Below are 18,179 nucleotides of genomic sequence, written 5' to 3' on the forward strand. Positions count from 1 at the left end.
AAGGTGGTAACCATCTAGGCCCTTGCCAGCCTAAACTCATTGTAACACATTACAATATTGAAGCCAAGAAAGAGTATCGCTTCTGAACTTACCTTTAGTTTATTAATATCTACACCAATGGCTGTAGAAATAACCAACGTAGAGAAAACCAGGATGGCACTTACGAAAATGCTCACAAAAGCCGAACGCAGTAACATCGTTATCCTAAACAGGTTTTTTTGAAAAAAAACTTCAGGCCTACGGATCATTTCCACCAGGTTGATAAAGATAAAAAGACCGATAATGAAAATATATGCATTCATATAGGGCGCTGTATGATCCCACACCAAAAGACCAAAATAACCTTCAGAAATGAAGTATCCGATAATGCCCAGGCAGATCAGGCTTTTTAAAACTGTCCAGAATTTTTTGTTCCCAAGCATGAGGTAGAGTTTGGGGTATTTAAGACTGTCAACACGGTCTGCAAAACTTAGTAACCTTAACGAAGGGGGTACAAAGGGGTTAAATACGCCCAGCAGCATGAGCATAATGGTACTCGAAAACTGAAAAACAGCATCACTGATTAATCTGTCCATTTTGGCCTGGTCTAATACAGTATCATCAGCATAGGTAAATATAGACAGGCAGATAAGAACAATAATCACAAAATGAAATACCACGCCAACATAACTGCTGAAAGCTGTATTGTTAAGCCGCAGATCTTCACTGCGCTGTGTTTTGTCGTCGGCAGATGAGAACCTGGCTGAAAGTGTTTTGAGCGAATCGGCCGTAGCCCTTACCATGAACGCTATGGCGAGGATAAAAATCCCTATCCCAATAATAAAACAGGCGATCCCGGCAGCCTCAAAACTGTACAGGCCTAAAAGAAATATAACTAAAGCGATGGAGATGGCTACGTATTTATACTTCACCCGGGTAAAGCCGTGCAGATTTAGCAGGAGCGTATAAAACAGTCCAAATGCACTGCCAATAACAGTAGCCATTAATATTTTTGAAATAATAGTTCCACCCATGTTTCCCGATTAAAAAACTTATGCGATGTTAGCAAAAAAAACTGATGGATTGACTTACCGATAAGCCGGTTATTAAATAATTGAGTTTAGCGTATTGATAAAGAGATTAAATACCCATGTGTTTATTCGATAAGAGGTTAGTATTCGTCTTTCCAGTCTATAACCTTTACCTCATCGCCAACACGGATAACCCCTGATTGTTGATGAAGGAGGTTCTGGCCGAACATGATTTTTTTACCTACTGTACGGTAGCTGGCCAATGTTCTTAGTGGTTCCTGCCCTTTTTCGCCAGTTTGCTGATCGATGGTAATGAGCACGCATCTGGCACATGGTTTTATTGCCGAAAACAATACCTCACCAATGTGAAAAGTTTTAAAACCATCCTCAACATGTGGATACCCGCCGATAAAAACAAAATTTGGGCGGAAACGGTCCATTCGGATTGGATCATCGAGCTTTTCATTAAGCCCGTCAAGCGAAGATTGGCCGATAAGCAGGCAAGGATAACCATCGGCAAAACTCACTATTTCATCATTTGTGGCATAATCCCGATCTACCAATCTTTTTTCAGTTAAAGGCATTTTTACCAATCTAACCTTAAAATTCAGGAAATTAGAAAACCAATCGCTTACGGCTTTATTTACTTCAAGTGCAGTGGCAGTATCGTTCCAGATTACAACAGATAGCGCTTCTCCGGTATCTTCATCCAAAGAAAATGATATGCTTTGCTCAGGTAATGCTTTATGAGAAACGCTTAATTTACCGCCCCCAATATTTACTTGCAGCAGTGCCAGTTTAAAATGTTTCCGTTGGGTAATAAAGATGCCTTCCTCATCAACGAGCATCCATCTTCTATCGTATTGCAGTCCTCTTTCTTCGAGCAGTGCTTTTTCAAGCCGTATTCCACCTAGCGATTTAATGGGATAGATATTGATTTCAGAAAGGACAAGTTTGTTCATGTTATCTTCAATTATAAAATTTCGATGTTCTTCTGCTCAAATGCCTCAAATATCTGTGCATTGATCATGCTTCTGGTCAAATCGGCTTTCGATATATCCTTGCACCAGAAATAAATATTGATGGTACTGTTAAGCTTACTCACCGGGCTGATCATAATAATAGGTTCTTTGCTGATAAAAACATTGCTGTTCGCTACAATAATTTCCCTGATCAGATTTACCACTTCGGTAGAATTAAAAGGTTTTGCAATCAATAAAGAAATGTCTACCCGCATCTGGTTATTGCTCAGTGTCCAGTTGATGATGTTATTCGATAAAATAGAACCGTTAGGGATAATAATTTCAGCGCCTTCGTCGCTAAGTAAGGTACTGGAGCGTACGCCGATTTCCTTTACCCTTCCTTTTTTATTGCTCAGCTCCACAATGTCGCCTATTCGGATGGTTTTATCAAAAATAAGGATAATACCCGATACAAAATTGCTTACAATATTCTGTAAGCCCAACCCAATTCCCACGCCTAATGCGCCCAGGATAACCGTGATTTTATCAATTGGCAGTCCGGAGGCAGCAACGGCGATTAAAAAGCCACCAATTAATAACACTAAACGGGTTACGAGTAATTTCGAACGCTCTCCTTTGTTATCGTCAAAACTGTCATCACCGGTATCGCCAAAGAAATAAGCAATGTATTTCTGCAAAAAGTTGGCAATCCAGATTATACCCAAAAACAGTACAATACCGCCAAAGGTAAAAGAGAAGTTGCCTATGATTCTTTTTTCGGTGAGGATTTCCATTACCGACTGGTATAATCCATTAAAAATATTCAGGTTGGTGGTAAATATCACAAACCAGATTAGGGTAGCACCAATGCCGGTTAGCCTTTTAAGTCCGGCAATTACAGGCTGCCAATCAAAATACTCTGGAAATCCTTTACGGATCCTGCTGCTTTTCATCTGTAACAAAAAGGCCTCTACCAATACTTTGGCCAGGATGGTTAGCGATATGGCATTTAAAAGTGAGCTTACCCCGGTAGAGTAAAAAATCTGCGTAAGGGTAAAGCGGCCAAATAGATTACAAAAGGTGGCAATGATGGCAAAGCCAACATATATAAAACCCGTGGCGAGGATCATTCTGTATCTTTTGGTTTTCTCATCGAGCATTTTCCATACCATAATGCCATAGGCAACAGAACTGGTGGTTAAGAACAGGAGGAGCCAACGCTGGTATCTTGGTGGCATACCCAAAAGGCGTAAGAAAACCGGGGCAAGAAGAAGTACCACAAATATGCACCAGTAGTAAAACAACTTTGAGCCTAGTTTTTTGCGGAAAAATACGGTGAGCAAAATGGCCAGTATAATCTCAACAGCTTCGATGTAAAGTGCAGGCGCCCTCAGATCGAATATTGGGGCCAATGCAAAGAGCATGATGAAAGTAATTAAGTAGGGCTGCGGACTGACCAGTGAAAAACCATCAAGGGTTTCTAAACGGCCACGCTGTTTTACGCTTCTAAAATTGAAGAATACCCAAAGGAAGAATATGGTACAGGTAAAAAGTAATAACAACCGGCTGCTCCTGGTGTACACAAAATAATAACCCGATATTTCTTGCTCTCCTTTAATAAACCTACGGAAGCCCATGCTTTTATTGGCCGGTCTGTTTACTGTTTCCCACAAATAACGGCGCTCTTTACCAAAAGCTTTAATGCTAACGGCATCGAGCTGACTATCAGTAAGGTACATCAACTCTTTAATATTAATGAGGTTAGAAGAGGTTCTGGCCTGCAGGTTGTTGATGGATAAGGTAGTCGTTTTCAGTAGACTATCCATCACTATACGCTTCTTCCTTAACTCAGCAAACTGATCTTTAAACATAGTCTGGACCGCAGGTACGGTAAATAATTTAATCAGTACGGTATCTTTACGCAGGTTAAGAATTTCTGTTTTTAGAGCCCGCAACTCCTTTTCATATTCATCCAGGTCTGACAAACAATCTTTATTATTGCTCTGTAATTCTTCCAGCAGGGTTTGATCCATCTGCAGGTTTTGCAGGTTGGGTGATCTGTCGCTTTGCGTTAACCGGCTTTTAAGCAGTGCCAGTGCAGCCTCATCCTGCGTTAAATGTGCTTCTATTGGCTTAAGTTTCTTAAATGAGCCAACGGTAACCGGAACTTTATTTACGGTTTCAAATACCTTTTCCAGGTGCGCAAGATAATCGCCTTTGGTCAATGTAGCAGAATCCGAAAGAATAGATACGTCCTGTCCCTTATCTGATAACCTGTCCTTTTGTGCAAATGCACTACCCATAATAATAACGGTAAAAAGCAGGGGTAATAGATTTCGGAATAGTATAGGGAAATTATTTATTGTTATCATTGGATTTAAAGAAGTATTGGGAAATATCCTTTTTAAGGATATATGTTGCCAAAAATAAGGATTAGAATTGATTTTACAGCTGGTGGTTTTGGCTATTTCATTTACAATGAATGTTAAAAATGCGAGCGCATTAATGCCCGAACGAATTTAATGCAAATTAATACTGTTGTTCGATAAAAATTAAATAATTTCAATTCAGCATTTGCTATTTTCAAGTTTAAAAGCATAAAAATGATCTATTGTGAATAATTTTTAACGAAATACAATTTGCTTTGTTTTTATCAGGCTTTTCTATTACGGTAACCGCACAGGCCACATGGCGGATTGTGAAAGATTTTGATTCCGCCCTGAAAAATAAATAAAAGCTGCAGAAGATTAACCATAAACAATCGATGAAGAAACAGAATAAAATTATCCTCGGGGTTTTAACGTGCATGATGTTGGTAGCCATTTCGTTGATGTATAAACTGCATTGGTTTGGCGCAGGTATGAAACCCCAGCATGCTGCAAGCAGTAACTCTGACCATGTTGTTGCGGTTGTGCGCGATACACAAGCAGTAACACTTAACCCTAAAACTGAAATTCCGAAAGAAGCGAGGCAGGTCGAATTTTCACAAAGCGGAAACACTATTGAAGATTTTGTTCCCGGATTATATAAAATTGCAATGGATACCAAAGGCCTTTTAAATAATGACGAACTGGAAGATGTAGTTTTAGTGCTCCAGAATAAGACAGACAGTACAGATTTGCGCCCTACCTTAGTTTTGTTGAAGCAGCCGGAAGGTGGGTACCGTTTATACGCCAGCTCCTGGCTGGCCATTGGCGCTGCCTACATTAATGGCGATTACCAGCAATATGACAGTGAAGACATCAGCATAGATCAAAAAAGAAATTTAATTATATCAACTTACGGCAGCGGTCCGGTAGGTAACCGCGAAACCAGGTACCGTTTTATAGACAACGAACTTGTTTTTACTTATATGGAAACGTTTAACGCGGGTGCAGGCCAGCAAACCAGGGTAACCTATGATGTTTTAAACCAAAAGGTAACGGTAGAAGATATTAATACCATGAAAGAGGATATGCCTGCTGCAGTTAGCCATGGTACTTTGCCACAACACCCGCCTTATCTTTTTAAAGAGATTGATCCGACAACGGTTTTCTCAGAATAACGGCAAAACATCGCAAGGCAAGGAGCCTTGTTTTTAAAAGCTATTGACTTGAAATATAAGCCCGTCGTTTAAATTTTAAACAGAGGATGATTGGTTTTATTCCTTTGTGAGGTAGATATTCATCACGCCTCTTGCAGCAATTTGGTTAGTTCCATAAATAAGCGATTGTTTATCCGTTACCTCAGCGCTAATCCGCATGTACTGATCGGTCTGTGCTACAATGCTCCAAGTGGTCTGTGCGGCAAAATTAGGATTGCTAAAAGTGAGGATACGGTTATCTGCATTTCGTCTCAGGATATAATCTGAAAACTTTACCGATGTATTAATATCAGTAGAAACTTTTACCTGTTTATCATCAAATGTCCAATACGATTTTATGGCATCTGCCACGATATGGCTAACTTTGATTCCCGAAGAATTATAAAGCTCGAGGTCATACCCACCTGTCGACCATTTGCCATTCAGGGTTTCATTCGTGGCAGTATCGGTGTCTTTTTTGCAACCCGATATATTGATGATGATACATAACAGCAATAAAATACGTTTCATACCTGGCCTTTAGATGATTGAAGATAAATAAACCAAAACGAATTCACAAATCTAATATACGCTAACCCGGCTATCTGTAATTGAATTGGCACATTTAAATTTATTTACCTCGGCTTGTAGCAAGTAACGCTATATACACGTTTATACCTTAAATTAACACTAAGCATTAATGAAAAAAATCTTGTCAATTTTGCTCGTATTATTTTGCATCGCCGGATGTAAAAAGGAAAAACAGGGAAATTATTCTGAAACCATAACAAAGGGCGAAAAATGGGGAATAAAGATCGGCAGTTCACATGCTGAAGTATACACCCAACTGCAAAAGGCAGGACCAAGCCTCGACTTTCAGCAGGTGGCAATTTTTGGCCACAAGCCTTACAGTTCGCCAGAAAGCCTCGGCCAGCTTCTTCCTTATTATTATGCGCTCACTATTTATAACAATACCGGGACTTTAGACCGTGTAGTGCTGTTTTTTAGCGGAGATAAAGTACAGCAGATTGCCACAGGCGGCGGCCTCAGCACACCAGTAAGCAAATGGCCGGAAAATGTGGCTGATGATACCGCAATAAAGGTTGATGACCCTGTTTCAGGTTTAACAGCAAAGCTGATCAAAATCCATCAGTTACCAGCCTATGCAGCTTATGGATTTGTACTTTCCGATAAGCCATTAAACAAACCGTACGATCCGGATATGAATAATCACGATGACTGGCAGTTTGGCTTTTCAAACTTTGTAAGTGCAAGCATCAGCGGATCTTCAACAGTAACCCTTCATTTCAAGGCAGGTAAGCTGGAAAGTATAGACCACGATTATTGCGAGGGGCAAATATTTAATTGATTCGAATCTGCTGAAATTAAAAAAACAGGTATCATAAATGGGAGTTTCCCAGCAGCGTTTTACTGCAATTTCACGATTACCTCAAAATGCTTTTAGCAACAAGGGAGTTTAGTGAATCAGTTTAAAAATAAACGAGGACGTATCATAAAGTTGAAATCGCCCCTATGGTACAACCTCGTTTTTGAATATAAATTATACTGGCGATGCATGTGCATCATTTACAGATTTAACGTATCCATTAAATTAACGGGTCGGAATCCTGATTGCGGGGATTGTGCGCTGGAAAACTATTCTTATCGAAATGATGGTGACGATAAAAGTTTGCACGGTCAATCTCTACAATTTCATCTTCCATCCGTAACGCCGCCGGACTTCCAATTACGCTGCGGATCTGGTTCTCCAATTCAGGGGTAACCTCACCAATAATATATCTCGGCATTGCCCTGAACTGATCTTGGTGGATATCGGGTAAAATAACTTCTTTTTTATCTTCGCCTAAATTTGCGAGCCCGATGGGTATCAGCACAGCCTTTTCCTCCAAATCTTCGCCCATATCGACAAGCTCCACAATAACATAGCGTATTGCATTTTGCTCGGGATCAAATAGGAGGTCGCGCACTTTTCCAACCGGATCGCCAGCTTCATTTCGTACTGGCCAACCTTTAATGTTTGCCTCGCCGTCTGTTAATTGATAACTACTTTTTGAGAGCTCTTCTAAATTGCTGTATACAATAGTTCCTGAATCCATAATTGCTTTTTTTAAAGGGGTCATTAATAACAATGCCCATTTTTACAACAAGTTTTTCAGGAGATGGTTTTTATGCTAAGACGCCAGAGTATACAAATTGGGCGGCTAGAACAAATATCGTAAAGGAGGTAATTAACGGTAAATATTTGTGATCTAGTGTTTTGTGCTGACATTAAAAGATGTGGGAAGCAACAAAAATATTAATCGAAATATTTTTTTTATCAGGCGGCGAGCATGCTGTTTTATGATTATTTTGTATAATCGTTAAAATAGAATCAGAAGTTAATGAAGAATATAGCCGAATTTAGAATGTCATTAAAAGAAGATAGGCCTGACAGTAACATGTCAGTTCAATTGCGCGCACTTTGGTACGATGCAAAAGGAGATTGGCATACGGCCCATAACCAGGTAGACCACTTAGGCGATGTTGCCTCTGCCCATATCCACGCCTACCTGCACCGCAAAGAAGGCGATATTTGGAATGCCGATTATTGGTATGCTAAAGCAGGAGAGAAAAGGCCACAATTATCATTAGACCAGGAGTGGGAAGAATTGGTACAGCGTTTTTTATCATGATGGGTGTAAATTACCTATCATTTAGCTCCAGCGATAACTAATGGTATGCTGGGGAGATAATATCTGAAACAATATTAATCTCCCAAAATCTCCAGTCCTTTTTATTTCGCAGGCATTTTAAACGAGGGGGGAAGTGACGCTTCATCCGCCGCCCATAATTTATTCGGACGTTTGCCCATTACCAGCTCCAATTTGCCCCCTTTTATTAAATCCTCGTGGGCAAACCACGATTTATTCCATACTTGCCCGTTCAGTTTGGCCGATTGAATGTATTTATTTTCAGGAGAATAGTTTATACAGTTCAGCTCAAATTTTTTGCCATTTCCCAGATCAAGTTTTACGTTGGCAAAAGTGGGGCTGCCAATTACATACATGGGCAAGCCTGGGGTTATAGGGTAAAAACCCATCTGCGAAAATACTACAAAAGAAGTAAGGCCACCACCATCTTCATCGCCTGGGATACCCATTAAATCGTTACGGAACCACTGACTTAATAAACTCCTTACCCTTTTTTGCGTGCGCCAGGGCTGTGCTGCATAATTGTACAAATAAGGAATATGCATAGCGGGTTCATTACCCATAGAAAACTGCCCAACATTACCCGTATGATCAGGCAACTGCGAATAAAAATCAAATCTGCTTTTCCCAAGCGGTGTATTATACATTTTCTCCAGCTCATCAACAAAAGCCTGTTTGCCGCCAATCATATTTACCAAATCGCCCAGGTTGTGCAACACATCCCATCGGTAAAGCCAACCATTGTTTTCGTCGTAAGTTTCTCTGGCACCAAGTCCGCCCGAAAAGCGGTAATCCAGCGGTTTAATAAATTTACCTTCCGCATCTTTCGGATGAAAAAATCGGGTGTCGGGATTAAACACCGTATGGTAGCTGCTACTTTTATCTAAAAAGTATTTGGCTTCGTCGGTTTTACCCAATTGCTGAGCAATATTGCCCAGGCACCATTCATCATAAACCGTACCGAGGGTAACGGCTATCGGTTGACGTTTTTCAAAACCATGAACTTCTGCTGCAGTTTCTTTTTCGCCTTCAGGTAAAGCAGGGAAATAGCCATTATCTTTAAAAAACTGATCTAAAACACCTGCTTTTTTTGAGGACCACGGGGCCAGGGTTTTTTCGGTAATGGCTGCTTTACAATACTGATAAGCTTCATCAAGATTAAAATTCCTCAAACCCTTGTTATAAGCATCAATTACGGTGGCCACGCCATGATTGCTGTTCATCCTCCGGCTATCACCAGTTACCTCCGGAAAAGTTGGCATCCAATGGTTTTTCATCTGTTGTGCCATTCGCAGATAAGAATTAATCATATCGCCTTCCATTTTTGGCTCAATAATCACACGGAGTGGATGTGTTGCCCGGTAGGTATCCCAAATCCAGTCGTCAGTAAAAAATGGCATGCCATTGTCATTGTGCACTTTTCCGTCGAAGGCACTAAAATACCTTCCATCTTCAGATAAGCTGATCATTCTTTCGTAAGTGCGATAAAGGGAAGTGTAAAATATGGTTTTGGCTGTTTCATCAGTGCCTGTTACCATGATCTTTCCGAGCGTGGCATTCCAGATATTCTTTCCTGTCTGCGCCACCTGGTTCAGGTTATAATCCTTGATTTCTCGACGGAGATTGTGTTTTGCCTGTTCTTCACTAATAAATGATATGCCATAACGTGCCTTAATCTGCCTGGTTTGAGCAGGAAATTTTAAAATAAGATGAGCATCACGGCCGGAAGCAGACTGTTCCCTAGAATCAATTTTAGTTTCTTGATGCCTGCCTGATTCAACCGGTGTTAAATCAGTTTCGAAATAGAGGTAAACTTTGGTATTATTGTCTAGTTTCTGAAAACCACTTACCACATTCTGGCTCACCTTTAGCGCCCCGTTCCTGGTGTTTAAAACCAGATAAGCCGGAACGTTTGCCTGCGAAAAATTGAGCGCATATATCCCCGATTGGTGCGATGGCGCAAATTGTACATTTATCCCAAAATCATCCAGGTCAACCTCATAATAATAAGGCTTAATCACCTCATTGTCGTAGCCATAAGAAATTACGTTACCTACATTTTTGAGGTCGCCCTGAAAAGGACTCAAATTAAAGGCCGAACTGCCCCGATGGCTGGTAACCACAACAGGCAGACCATCTATAGTATTACTGGTAAAATTATCACGCTCCGGATAAACCCGCAATAAGCTGTTAGGTAAATGAACGGTAGGATAAGTGGGTACAAGTAAATGGCTAATGTTACCAATGTATGGGTTAACATAGTCTACGGGTTGTTTTTTAGCTTGTGCATGTGCAAAATTGATACAAGCTATTAGCAAAAATATTGCGCTCAATAAAGAATATGTATATTTTTTCATGTAATGGGTTTCGATTAGATGTGATAAACATAGTACTTGCAAAAACGATATTCAGCCCGCTGATGAATTGCCGACTGTATCATTAATGATGTAAATTTTTTTAATCTAATTAAATAGTAAAACGATTTATCAAATCTAATGGAAAGGATCAGTTTATCAAAAAATCAACAGCAGAAATTCCTTTCCTATTTAGCATGTTGTATTTTATCCGAGTAAAATTACAATGCCTGGTGCCAAAAAATAGGTTACGGCTTAAGCGTGAGAGGTGTATCAACAAAAAAGAGCGATGAATAGATTTCATCGCTCTTCGATTGTTAAATTTCTATTTATTATTTTGCTAATGAAGCAGTTTGTTCTGTACCGGTTACTGGTGAGGTTATTTGTGTTTTCATTGCTGCAAATCTGTCTAGATTCAATTTTGGTGTGCTTCCCATTACTAAGATATGCTCTCCGGTAGCTCCGCTTAATTTTAAGTCTGCACGGTCTTCAATTACAGTGTATAAACTTTCTGTATCTGAATCGATTTCTGCAACCGCATTTCCTTTTAAGAATAACTGTAGGTATTTAGCATCTAATTTTCCAGCAGTTTTTACTACTGCATTTTCAGATGCCTGTACTCTATAAATGTTGTTTACATAAATAGTAATCTTCGCTGTATTTCTATCTGCCGAACTGATTTTTAATGCATGTCCATCCTGGATCACTTTTGCTTTACCAGTATTATCGTCATTGTAGCTTACACTTTCTTTTTCTCCTTGTATCAGCGTAATTTCTACATTTCCGCTTACAATAACCTGGGTGATGTTTTTAGGTGACGACATTTTGATTGGCTGTTTCTCGCCTGCCATTACACTTGTAGAGAAAATAGCAGAAGTTAAAACGATAGCTGCTAATACTGATTTTGTTAGGGTTTTGATTGAGGTTTTCATAATGCTGTTGTTTATATTTTTAATTAATATTTTGCGATTGTTTTGTAGATAAGACGCCACTATAGGCGAAACGTTGCAGCAGAAAATGCTCAATTATACCAACACAGCTTAATTCTCGACGAACAGGTTTAAAAATCAGGCGAAAAGAAGTTCATTTTATGGATGAATCTATACCTGTGGTTCAATTTTTACAATAGGTCTTAACTTAATGTTCCAGAATTATTCCAATACGCTAAGTAGTTTAAGGCCTTGAAATAAATGAAATTAAAACCATTAAGCTGGTCGAAAAGACTGTGGCCATCGTTAAATGGAGGCCATGATGATGGCCCTTAATTAGAAAAAAGGGGAAGTTGGGCTTGATCAGTCAGCAGCTGATAATACTTCAAACAGCTTGATCTATAAAGCCATTTATCTGTCTGAAAAAAAGAATCTTGAGTAAGTAGTTTAAGGAGATCGGCTAAATCAATATTACCCAAGCTCAGAACTTGGGTTTAAATGGGCAGATGTTTGATATTCTGCCCTTTGGAGTTCGCTATAATGACTAAAATTTAATCGATAGTTTTTCGGAAACAAGAGCATTGTTTTTGTAGTACTCGAAAAACCAGGTTCCGTTCTTTTTTATAACTACGCCGTTCCCGTTTCCGTTGCTGGAAATGTAACAGTCGTCTACAGAGGTTTTGAGTAAAGTCATTACAATTTTAGGCGTTGCATCTATCAATTGATAGCCATTGCTTATAGGCTGGGCATACAATAGCCCCTCTTGTTGTTCTGTTTTGGCGGCGATTGGCTGATTAACCGGTACAGGTGCTGTTGTAGCCGCTGCGTTTGCCGGGGCAGGTGTTGGGTTGGTAGCTACCGTTGGGCTGCCTGCTACATATTTAAAATCGTTAAAAGATGTAAATGCATCTTTCAATGCCAAATTGTAAGAAGTCTCGTATTCTTTCTCTCTGCTTTTGCCTTGCTTGCTTTTTATCACTACAGTGCCCTTACAGTCTTTAAGTAAAAGGGTAAGATTGGTAACGAACATGCTATTGTTTTCCTGCAATTCTACTACCAGGGCCTTGCATCTGTCTGTTGCAATTTCTGCTGGTATTTCTGAATTATCGAAATAAACGGTAAAGCCCTTCTCCTCAAAAAAAGCCTTGGTAAGGGTATTTAAGCCATACTGATTAATCTGTTTGAGGAAACTAAATTTCTCTGGCACAATGATGTATTTGTAATTGGCAGCATTAGACTGTGCCTGTACAGAAAAAGAGATTGCTAAAAAGAGAATAAAAAAATATCTTTTCATAATGGTTAACGGAACTGGGTAAGATTCTGCACCAATTTATAGAATGAAACGGAGAAAATCAAATTTATCGTTCAGCAACACAGTACGTATCGATCTATTGCGTATTGCTGTCACAGCTGCAGGAGTGGATCATATCTCACCAGCAAAAAAACAATGTTTACACAATCGGTTGCATTAATCGATTCAATTGTTTATTATTATGGCGATTAATGATTATAATCTAATCAGAACACTACCCCTTGTAGTGTGTGATAAAACCAAATATTCCAGAAAAATGGAGGAGCGTCAACTCATTAAATTAGAAGCCTGGTTCAAACCCCAGCGTATTTCCTGCCTGAAGATTGTAGCCAAAAGGCTAAAGAAACTCCCTGCTTGGACTGTTCTTAAAGAACAACTGGCCTAGGTTTTAAAATCTCTTTCCCTATTTCGAATTAAAACAAATTATAACCTAAATCTGAACAGATGCTTAACATTCAAACCACCAAACTATTCTGGGCAAGCTGCCTGGCGTTATTGGTTACCTCCCTTTCTTTCGGCATCCGCGCCGGGATCATGAACCAGCTCGGAATTGATTTTCAATTGAGTACCACCCAATTGGGTACCATTACGGCTGCTGCCTTCTGGGGATTTCCGCTGGCTATTGTGGTCGGAGGATTTGTAGTCGATATGATCGGCATGAAACGTTTGCTGGTAATGGCCTTTATCTTCCATCTGGCCGGAATTGTCCTCACCATTTTTGCTCAGGGCTACTGGAGCCTGTTTTTATCTACCCTGTTAATCGGGATTGCCAACGGTACAGTAGAGGCTGCATGTAATCCATTGGTAGCCGCTTTATATCCAGACAATAAAACAACCAAATTAAATCATTTTCATTTGTGGTTTCCTGGAGGCATTGTAATCGGTACCTTACTGGTTACCTTGTTTGTTCATTTCGGACTGGGCTGGAAGGTGCAGGTGGCCATGATGATTATTCCTACTTTAATTTACGGATACCTGTTTTCGAAGTTAGATTTTCCGGTTACCGAAAGGGTATCATCTGGTTACTCCAGTTCAGATATGTATAAAGCAGTATTTTCTCCATTGTTTATCTTTATGTTCATCTGTATGTTTGGTACGGCCATTACCGAGTTATTTACCGGTCAATGGATAGGTTTGTTACTGAAAAATGTAACGGATAACGCCATTTTATTGCTCACGCTTACTACCGGGATTATGGTAATTGGCCGGGGTTTTGCCGAACCTGTGGTTCACCGTCTTGCGCCCCAGGGTGTACTGCTCTTATCTGCAATATTTGCTGCAGCCGGACTTTATATGCTGAGCACTTTTACCGGAAATTCTGTTTTCTTCGCTGCAATTATTTTCGGTATAGGTGTCTGTTATTTCTGGCCAACGATGATCGGTTTTGTAGCGGAAAACGTTCCTAAGTCCGGAGCACTTGGACTAAACCTAATGGGGGGTGCAGGGATGTTTGCTGTTTCTATTTATACCATGTTTATGGGGAGCTTTTACGATAACCTGATTGTTAAACATTTACCTGCTGGTGCCCCGCTCGATGCTTATTTAAAAGCTCCGGAAAATTCAGCATCAGCGCAAGCGCTTGCCAATGCCAAAAATCTGGCAGGCCCAGAAATTCTGCAGGCTACACTGATTATCCCTATTATATTGATTGTGGCGTTTGGTGGATTGGTTATCTACCTGCGTTCACGAAAAAAGAGCAGGTCTGTTGCTTTGTAACTAAAAGATAATGACTTTATAGACTATCCGTCCCAATGCATTAGAAGAATAATATCTGCAGGTTTATGATATTAAATCAATCATAAACTTGCAGATATTTATGGTTTAATTTTGATCACTGTATGGCGCTTCAATAAATTAATTATAACAAAGAACTGCCCGGTGACAGCTCATATGGGGCTTTGCCTGCTTCAAAAATCCTTGTGTTTTCACTTCCCTCTGTAGTGATTTTATCATCTAGTATCCTGATCCAATTGCCTTCGCGCAGGCCTATTACCTTTATGGTATTCTGTGTTAGAAACTCCATGATCCTCGTTTCCCTTGTTTCTCCGTTATGTTTTAACTCCGGATTTGGATCGAGGTAATGGGGATTAAGGTTAAAAGGAACAAGTCCCATGCATTCAAAAGAAGGAGGATATACAATAGGCATATCATTGGTGGTTTTCATATTTATGCCACCGATATTGCTTCCGGCGCTACAGCCCAGATAGGGTTTGCCCAGTTTGATGTTTTCACTTAAATGCTTCATCAGTCCGAGCTCATGAAGTGTTTTTACCAGAAGAAAAGTATTGCCTCCGCCGGTAAAAAAACCTTTAGCGGCATGTATCGCCGCAGCGGGATCATTGAATTCGTGCAGGCCTTTAACTTTGATATTTAGCTGTGAGAAAAAATCACGGGCCTTAGCAGTATATTCTTCATGCGAAATGCCTCCCGGCCTTGCAAAAGGGATAAATATAATTTCATCTATCCCTGCAAAGAGCGTAATGAGCTCATCTTTTAGGTATTCCAGATAATTGCCGCCGAACAGCGTAGAAGTAGAGGCTAGGATAACATTCATTTTGGTAAATTTATTTCCAGTTTTTAAAAGCTTGTTTTGCAAAGTTAAAAAATGAACAGACTTTTGGGTTTAAATAGAAATTCAGTTCGATTTTTAAAACTAGAATAAAATATTTTTTATTGTTCATCTCTCCACTAGGAAAATTATATTTGTTTACAAATATTTATGATCCTCAAAAGAATCATCTTTCTGGAGAATTATTCGTCTATCAATCCCGATTTTTAACATGGAGCTTCTTTTCGATAAGGTCAAAAATAAAATCAGACGTTTGCTGTATACACTCGTATTATCTAAGTTTGGCTTTGGTAACCGGATATCCAAATCAATATGGGAAAAACAGTTTTGTGGTAAGGATTGGGATTATCTTTACGCTGAAGCTGAAAAAGATCATTATTTAGCTATTGTAGATCTGTTTAAAAAGTATGGATCGGGTAAGATTTTAGATGTGGGGTGCGGTCAGGGCGTACTTTATCATTACCTTAAAGCGACGACAGCGTCACTAAATTATCTGGGAATCGATATATCTGGCAATGCAATTGAAAAAGCAAAAGCTTCATTTGTAGAGGCTAACTTTAAGCAGTTAGATTTCGACTACCAAAAGTTGGAAGGGAAGTTTGATGTAATCATCTTCAATGAAACCTTGTATTATTTCAACAGGCCGTTAAATACCATTCATAAATGTATAAACCAGAACTTAAATAAGGGTGGGTATTTTATTATTTCCATGTGCGATTTTTTAGGCCATGATGTAATCTGGGAGAAACTCAAAAAGCACTTCAATTTTATCTCTTTTCAAGAGATACTTAATGAAAACAATCAAAAATGGAAAGTGGTGGTATTTAGACCCTAGTAGCCTTTTTTATCCAGAGAATTGGATCAAAGAATGTACGCATAAACTGATAGGACTTACTCAGTTTAAAAGATATGGAGCTTTCAGTATCGCGTGTGTGGATGCCTATCCTACGCAGTGCAAACTGATTCGATCTCCGCTGATAGATCGAAAGTCCAAAAGTATAGCCTGCCTGGCTGACCAGTGTTTTGTAATTTTTGGGAACCTCGCCATAGGGATAGGCAAGGGCAACTATATCTTTTTGCAGAAGCGCTTCGAGTTCATTTTTGGCAGCCAAAATTTCCTGATAAAATACTTCTTCACTGATTTTATTTGCCCTTAGGTGATGTTTGCCATGGCTCGCAATCTCCATGCCGAGATTAGAAAGATAAATGAGCTGCTCGGCATTCATTAAACTGAACCTTGAAAAGCCCTGTTCCGATACATCCCACCTGTTAAAACCAGCAATTTCGCCCGTTGGGATAAAAAATACAGCTTTCATATTTCGTTTCAGTAGTTCTGGAATAGCGAATTCAAAAAGTGCAGCCGGGCAATCATCAAAACTCAGGATCACTTCCTTCTGCCGCCTTTGGTGATTATGATCTTTTAACAGTTCAAATGTAGTGGTAGTAAACCCATGCTTTTCAATGGTGTCGAGCAAGAGGATGAACTTTTCTTCACTGATGCTCCAATTTTCCAGGCCTGGGCCGGGAAGATTATTGATATGGTGGAGCATGATAATTGGAATGTTCAAGACTAGTGGATTTCCCTTTTTCTTGTTTTTATGGCAGGGTTGCCCTGATAGATGGAATACGCTTCAAGATCGTTGGTTGCAACACTACCCATGGAAAGTACAGCATGACTGAATAAATGAAGGCCAGGAGCAACTTTGGCTTCAGCACCGATCCATACGCCATCTTCGATTAAAATTGGTTTAGTAATCAGATCGAAACTGGTTTTGGCATAATTATGATTTCCCGTCATTAGCATGGCGTTCTGCGAGATACAGCAGTTTGCACCAATGCGCACCAGATCTAAATTCTCGATATAACAATCGGCAAGCCAGCTGTAATCACCTATAATAAGCTTCCATGGATATTTGATATGAATGCCGGGTTTAATACGAACTTCTTTTCCGATCCTCGCTCCGTATAACCTCAATAAGAACACAAGTACTGAACTGCTCGGCATAAGTCTGCTTTTAAAAAAGAATACATCTGTAAAGTACCATAAAAACTGTTTCAATAGTGATGCGCCGATCTTAAAATCGCCGGTATTAAAGTTTTTATAGAGCTGAGTTTTATTCAATGGAATATTAATCTTCTTTTGGTTGATCGTTCTCTCCAACTTCTATTTTGTCCGTTTTCCTGGTATTTTTCTTGATCCAGAAATACAATAGCGTGAAAATGCAGATATAAACAATAATATTAAAGATTTCGTGGTGGTAGGTAAAGTTTTGTCGTTGGGATTCAAAAAAGCCAAGTAAAACACCTAAACCAGCAATCCGGCAGACATTTAAAATATAGATGGTTAAAATCCCAATAGCCAGCATCTTAAAGGTCGATTTCCACGGTGCTGGGAATGCCAGTACAAAGGCAGCCAAAAAACTCATCACGCCAAGCCCCAAACAAGAATAATTAACACGGAGGTACGGGCCTGCCACAACCATCACATCCGTTTCGTTATAGATGGCGTAAAAACCAAAGGCTTTGATGATCCATACAGCAGGAATGATTAATGCTGTTCTTAATCCTTGTATATAATTGAAATGTGTACTGATTGTTGCGTTATAATATTTTGCGTCTGGGCTAGTTACGCTGTTCATAAACAGGTTTGCCTGGCTGAATAAGATATATAATATAAAAAGTGCTACTATAAATTTTATTGCTTTTCTATTTGCTTGTTTTCTAGCTTCTTTGGCCTGGATTTCGTTCATATCTTCTTCGGATGTACAAA

The 18,179-nt window shown here is 39.5% G+C and carries 18 protein-coding genes; 6 read left to right on the forward strand and 12 right to left on the reverse strand.

Features of this window, described 5'->3' with window-relative positions:
- Window positions 1-14: 14 nt before the first annotated feature.
- From ACN9MR_RS02025 to ACN9MR_RS02035, 3 genes are all read right to left on the reverse strand, one after another.
- Window positions 15-1,013 carry a hypothetical protein gene (locus ACN9MR_RS02025; protein WP_426328015.1) on the reverse strand — a complete coding sequence of 333 codons (999 nt, stop codon included), beginning with the start codon at window positions 1,011-1,013 and terminating at the stop codon, window positions 15-17.
- A gap of 137 nt (window positions 1,014-1,150) precedes the next feature.
- Window positions 1,151-1,972, reverse strand: coding sequence for an MOSC domain-containing protein (locus tag ACN9MR_RS02030; protein ID WP_426328016.1), 822 nt, complete (start codon window positions 1,970-1,972; stop codon window positions 1,151-1,153).
- Window positions 1,973-1,983: 11 nt separating this feature from the next.
- Window positions 1,984-4,344 carry a mechanosensitive ion channel family protein gene (locus tag ACN9MR_RS02035; protein WP_426328017.1) on the reverse strand — a complete coding sequence of 787 codons (2,361 nt, stop codon included), beginning with the start codon at window positions 4,342-4,344 and terminating at the stop codon, window positions 1,984-1,986.
- A 392-nt stretch (window positions 4,345-4,736) separates the two neighbouring features.
- Here ACN9MR_RS02035 and ACN9MR_RS02040 point away from each other — a divergent pair, with 392 nt between their 5' ends.
- Window positions 4,737-5,516: a hypothetical protein gene (locus ACN9MR_RS02040; RefSeq protein WP_426328018.1), complete on the forward strand. Its 780-nt coding sequence runs from the start codon at window positions 4,737-4,739 to the stop codon at window positions 5,514-5,516.
- Window positions 5,517-5,612: 96 nt separating this feature from the next.
- Here ACN9MR_RS02040 and ACN9MR_RS02045 read toward each other — a convergent pair whose 3' ends face one another.
- The gene (locus ACN9MR_RS02045) at window positions 5,613-6,065 is read right to left on the reverse strand and encodes a hypothetical protein (RefSeq protein ID WP_426328019.1); all 453 of its coding nucleotides are present in this window, start codon (window positions 6,063-6,065) and stop codon (window positions 5,613-5,615) included.
- Window positions 6,066-6,234: 169 nt separating this feature from the next.
- Here ACN9MR_RS02045 and ACN9MR_RS02050 point away from each other — a divergent pair, with 169 nt between their 5' ends.
- Window positions 6,235-6,903, forward strand: a complete 669-nt coding sequence (locus ACN9MR_RS02050; protein ID WP_426328020.1) for a hypothetical protein — start codon at window positions 6,235-6,237, stop codon at window positions 6,901-6,903.
- A gap of 238 nt (window positions 6,904-7,141) precedes the next feature.
- Here the strand turns inward: ACN9MR_RS02050 and ACN9MR_RS02055 are convergent, their stop codons facing one another.
- Window positions 7,142-7,651, reverse strand: a complete 510-nt coding sequence (locus ACN9MR_RS02055; protein WP_426328021.1) for a PRC-barrel domain-containing protein — start codon at window positions 7,649-7,651, stop codon at window positions 7,142-7,144.
- A 285-nt stretch (window positions 7,652-7,936) separates the two neighbouring features.
- Here ACN9MR_RS02055 and ACN9MR_RS02060 point away from each other — a divergent pair, with 285 nt between their 5' ends.
- Window positions 7,937-8,227 carry a hypothetical protein gene (locus ACN9MR_RS02060; RefSeq protein ID WP_426328022.1) on the forward strand — a complete coding sequence of 97 codons (291 nt, stop codon included), beginning with the start codon at window positions 7,937-7,939 and terminating at the stop codon, window positions 8,225-8,227.
- Between the two features lie 101 nt (window positions 8,228-8,328).
- On the opposite strand, the gene ACN9MR_RS02065 is transcribed toward ACN9MR_RS02060, so the two are convergent.
- From ACN9MR_RS02065 to ACN9MR_RS02075, 3 genes are all read right to left on the reverse strand, one after another.
- Window positions 8,329-10,602, reverse strand: a complete 2,274-nt coding sequence (locus ACN9MR_RS02065) for a GH92 family glycosyl hydrolase (protein WP_426328023.1) — start codon at window positions 10,600-10,602, stop codon at window positions 8,329-8,331.
- Window positions 10,603-10,931: 329 nt separating this feature from the next.
- A complete protein-coding gene (locus tag ACN9MR_RS02070; RefSeq protein WP_426328024.1) occupies window positions 10,932-11,531 on the reverse strand; it encodes a GIN domain-containing protein in 600 nt (199 codons plus the stop codon).
- Window positions 11,532-12,072: 541 nt separating this feature from the next.
- Window positions 12,073-12,822, reverse strand: coding sequence for a hypothetical protein (locus ACN9MR_RS02075; protein ID WP_426328025.1), 750 nt, complete (start codon window positions 12,820-12,822; stop codon window positions 12,073-12,075).
- Between the two features lie 199 nt (window positions 12,823-13,021).
- On the opposite strand from ACN9MR_RS02075, the gene ACN9MR_RS02080 reads away from it, so the two are divergent.
- Window positions 13,022-13,225 carry a hypothetical protein gene (locus tag ACN9MR_RS02080; RefSeq protein ID WP_426328026.1) on the forward strand — a complete coding sequence of 68 codons (204 nt, stop codon included), beginning with the start codon at window positions 13,022-13,024 and terminating at the stop codon, window positions 13,223-13,225.
- A gap of 59 nt (window positions 13,226-13,284) precedes the next feature.
- Window positions 13,285-14,556 carry an MFS transporter gene (locus tag ACN9MR_RS02085; RefSeq protein ID WP_426328027.1) on the forward strand — a complete coding sequence of 424 codons (1,272 nt, stop codon included), beginning with the start codon at window positions 13,285-13,287 and terminating at the stop codon, window positions 14,554-14,556.
- Between the two features lie 142 nt (window positions 14,557-14,698).
- Here ACN9MR_RS02085 and pepE read toward each other — a convergent pair whose 3' ends face one another.
- Window positions 14,699-15,394, reverse strand: coding sequence for a dipeptidase PepE (gene pepE / locus ACN9MR_RS02090; protein WP_426328028.1), 696 nt, complete (start codon window positions 15,392-15,394; stop codon window positions 14,699-14,701).
- Window positions 15,395-15,620: 226 nt separating this feature from the next.
- Here pepE and ACN9MR_RS02095 point away from each other — a divergent pair, with 226 nt between their 5' ends.
- Window positions 15,621-16,244 carry a class I SAM-dependent methyltransferase gene (locus tag ACN9MR_RS02095; protein WP_426328029.1) on the forward strand — a complete coding sequence of 208 codons (624 nt, stop codon included), beginning with the start codon at window positions 15,621-15,623 and terminating at the stop codon, window positions 16,242-16,244.
- Here ACN9MR_RS02095 and ACN9MR_RS02100 read toward each other — a convergent pair.
- The 3 genes from ACN9MR_RS02100 to xrtY are packed head-to-tail and all read right to left on the reverse strand — an operon-like array spanning window position 16,234 to window position 18,159.
- Window positions 16,234-16,959, reverse strand: coding sequence for a polysaccharide deacetylase family protein (locus ACN9MR_RS02100; protein WP_057932680.1), 726 nt, complete (start codon window positions 16,957-16,959; stop codon window positions 16,234-16,236). The two genes, ACN9MR_RS02095 and ACN9MR_RS02100, sit on opposite strands and share 11 nt — an antisense overlap.
- 20 nt (window positions 16,960-16,979) lie before the next feature.
- Window positions 16,980-17,570, reverse strand: a complete 591-nt coding sequence (locus ACN9MR_RS02105) for a WcaF family extracellular polysaccharide biosynthesis acetyltransferase (protein WP_426328030.1) — start codon at window positions 17,568-17,570, stop codon at window positions 16,980-16,982.
- Entirely contained in the window at window positions 17,539-18,159 is a 621-nt protein-coding gene (xrtY, locus tag ACN9MR_RS02110; RefSeq protein WP_426328031.1) for an exosortase Y, read from the reverse strand. Before xrtY ends, ACN9MR_RS02105 begins: the two co-directional genes overlap by 32 nt.
- Window positions 18,160-18,179 lie beyond the last annotated feature (20 nt).

The organism is Pedobacter sp. R-06 (assembly GCF_049913135.1).
Lineage (GTDB): Bacteria > Bacteroidota > Bacteroidia > Sphingobacteriales > Sphingobacteriaceae > Pedobacter.

Bases quoted from the DNA above. Each gene is read 5' to 3' on its own strand.
- ACN9MR_RS02025 (WP_426328015.1), bottom strand. From the start codon at position 1,013: ATGGGTGGAACTATTATTTCAAAAATATTAATGGCTACTGTTATTGGC.
- ACN9MR_RS02030 (WP_426328016.1), bottom strand. From the start codon at position 1,972: ATGAACAAACTTGTCCTTTCTGAAATCAATATCTATCCCATTAAATCG.
- ACN9MR_RS02035 (WP_426328017.1), bottom strand. From the start codon at position 4,344: ATGATAACAATAAATAATTTCCCTATACTATTCCGAAATCTATTACCC.
- ACN9MR_RS02040 (WP_426328018.1), top strand. From the start codon at position 4,737: ATGAAGAAACAGAATAAAATTATCCTCGGGGTTTTAACGTGCATGATG.
- ACN9MR_RS02045 (WP_426328019.1), bottom strand. From the start codon at position 6,065: ATGAAACGTATTTTATTGCTGTTATGTATCATCATCAATATATCGGGT.
- ACN9MR_RS02050 (WP_426328020.1), top strand. From the start codon at position 6,235: ATGAAAAAAATCTTGTCAATTTTGCTCGTATTATTTTGCATCGCCGGA.
- ACN9MR_RS02055 (WP_426328021.1), bottom strand. From the start codon at position 7,651: ATGGATTCAGGAACTATTGTATACAGCAATTTAGAAGAGCTCTCAAAA.
- ACN9MR_RS02060 (WP_426328022.1), top strand. From the start codon at position 7,937: ATGAAGAATATAGCCGAATTTAGAATGTCATTAAAAGAAGATAGGCCT.
- ACN9MR_RS02065 (WP_426328023.1), bottom strand. From the start codon at position 10,602: ATGAAAAAATATACATATTCTTTATTGAGCGCAATATTTTTGCTAATA.
- ACN9MR_RS02070 (WP_426328024.1), bottom strand. From the start codon at position 11,531: ATGAAAACCTCAATCAAAACCCTAACAAAATCAGTATTAGCAGCTATC.
- ACN9MR_RS02075 (WP_426328025.1), bottom strand. From the start codon at position 12,822: ATGAAAAGATATTTTTTTATTCTCTTTTTAGCAATCTCTTTTTCTGTA.
- ACN9MR_RS02080 (WP_426328026.1), top strand. From the start codon at position 13,022: ATGGCGATTAATGATTATAATCTAATCAGAACACTACCCCTTGTAGTG.
- ACN9MR_RS02085 (WP_426328027.1), top strand. From the start codon at position 13,285: ATGCTTAACATTCAAACCACCAAACTATTCTGGGCAAGCTGCCTGGCG.
- pepE (WP_426328028.1), bottom strand. From the start codon at position 15,394: ATGAATGTTATCCTAGCCTCTACTTCTACGCTGTTCGGCGGCAATTAT.
- ACN9MR_RS02095 (WP_426328029.1), top strand. From the start codon at position 15,621: ATGGAGCTTCTTTTCGATAAGGTCAAAAATAAAATCAGACGTTTGCTG.
- ACN9MR_RS02100 (WP_057932680.1), bottom strand. From the start codon at position 16,959: ATGCTCCACCATATCAATAATCTTCCCGGCCCAGGCCTGGAAAATTGG.
- xrtY (WP_426328031.1), bottom strand. From the start codon at position 18,159: ATGAACGAAATCCAGGCCAAAGAAGCTAGAAAACAAGCAAATAGAAAA.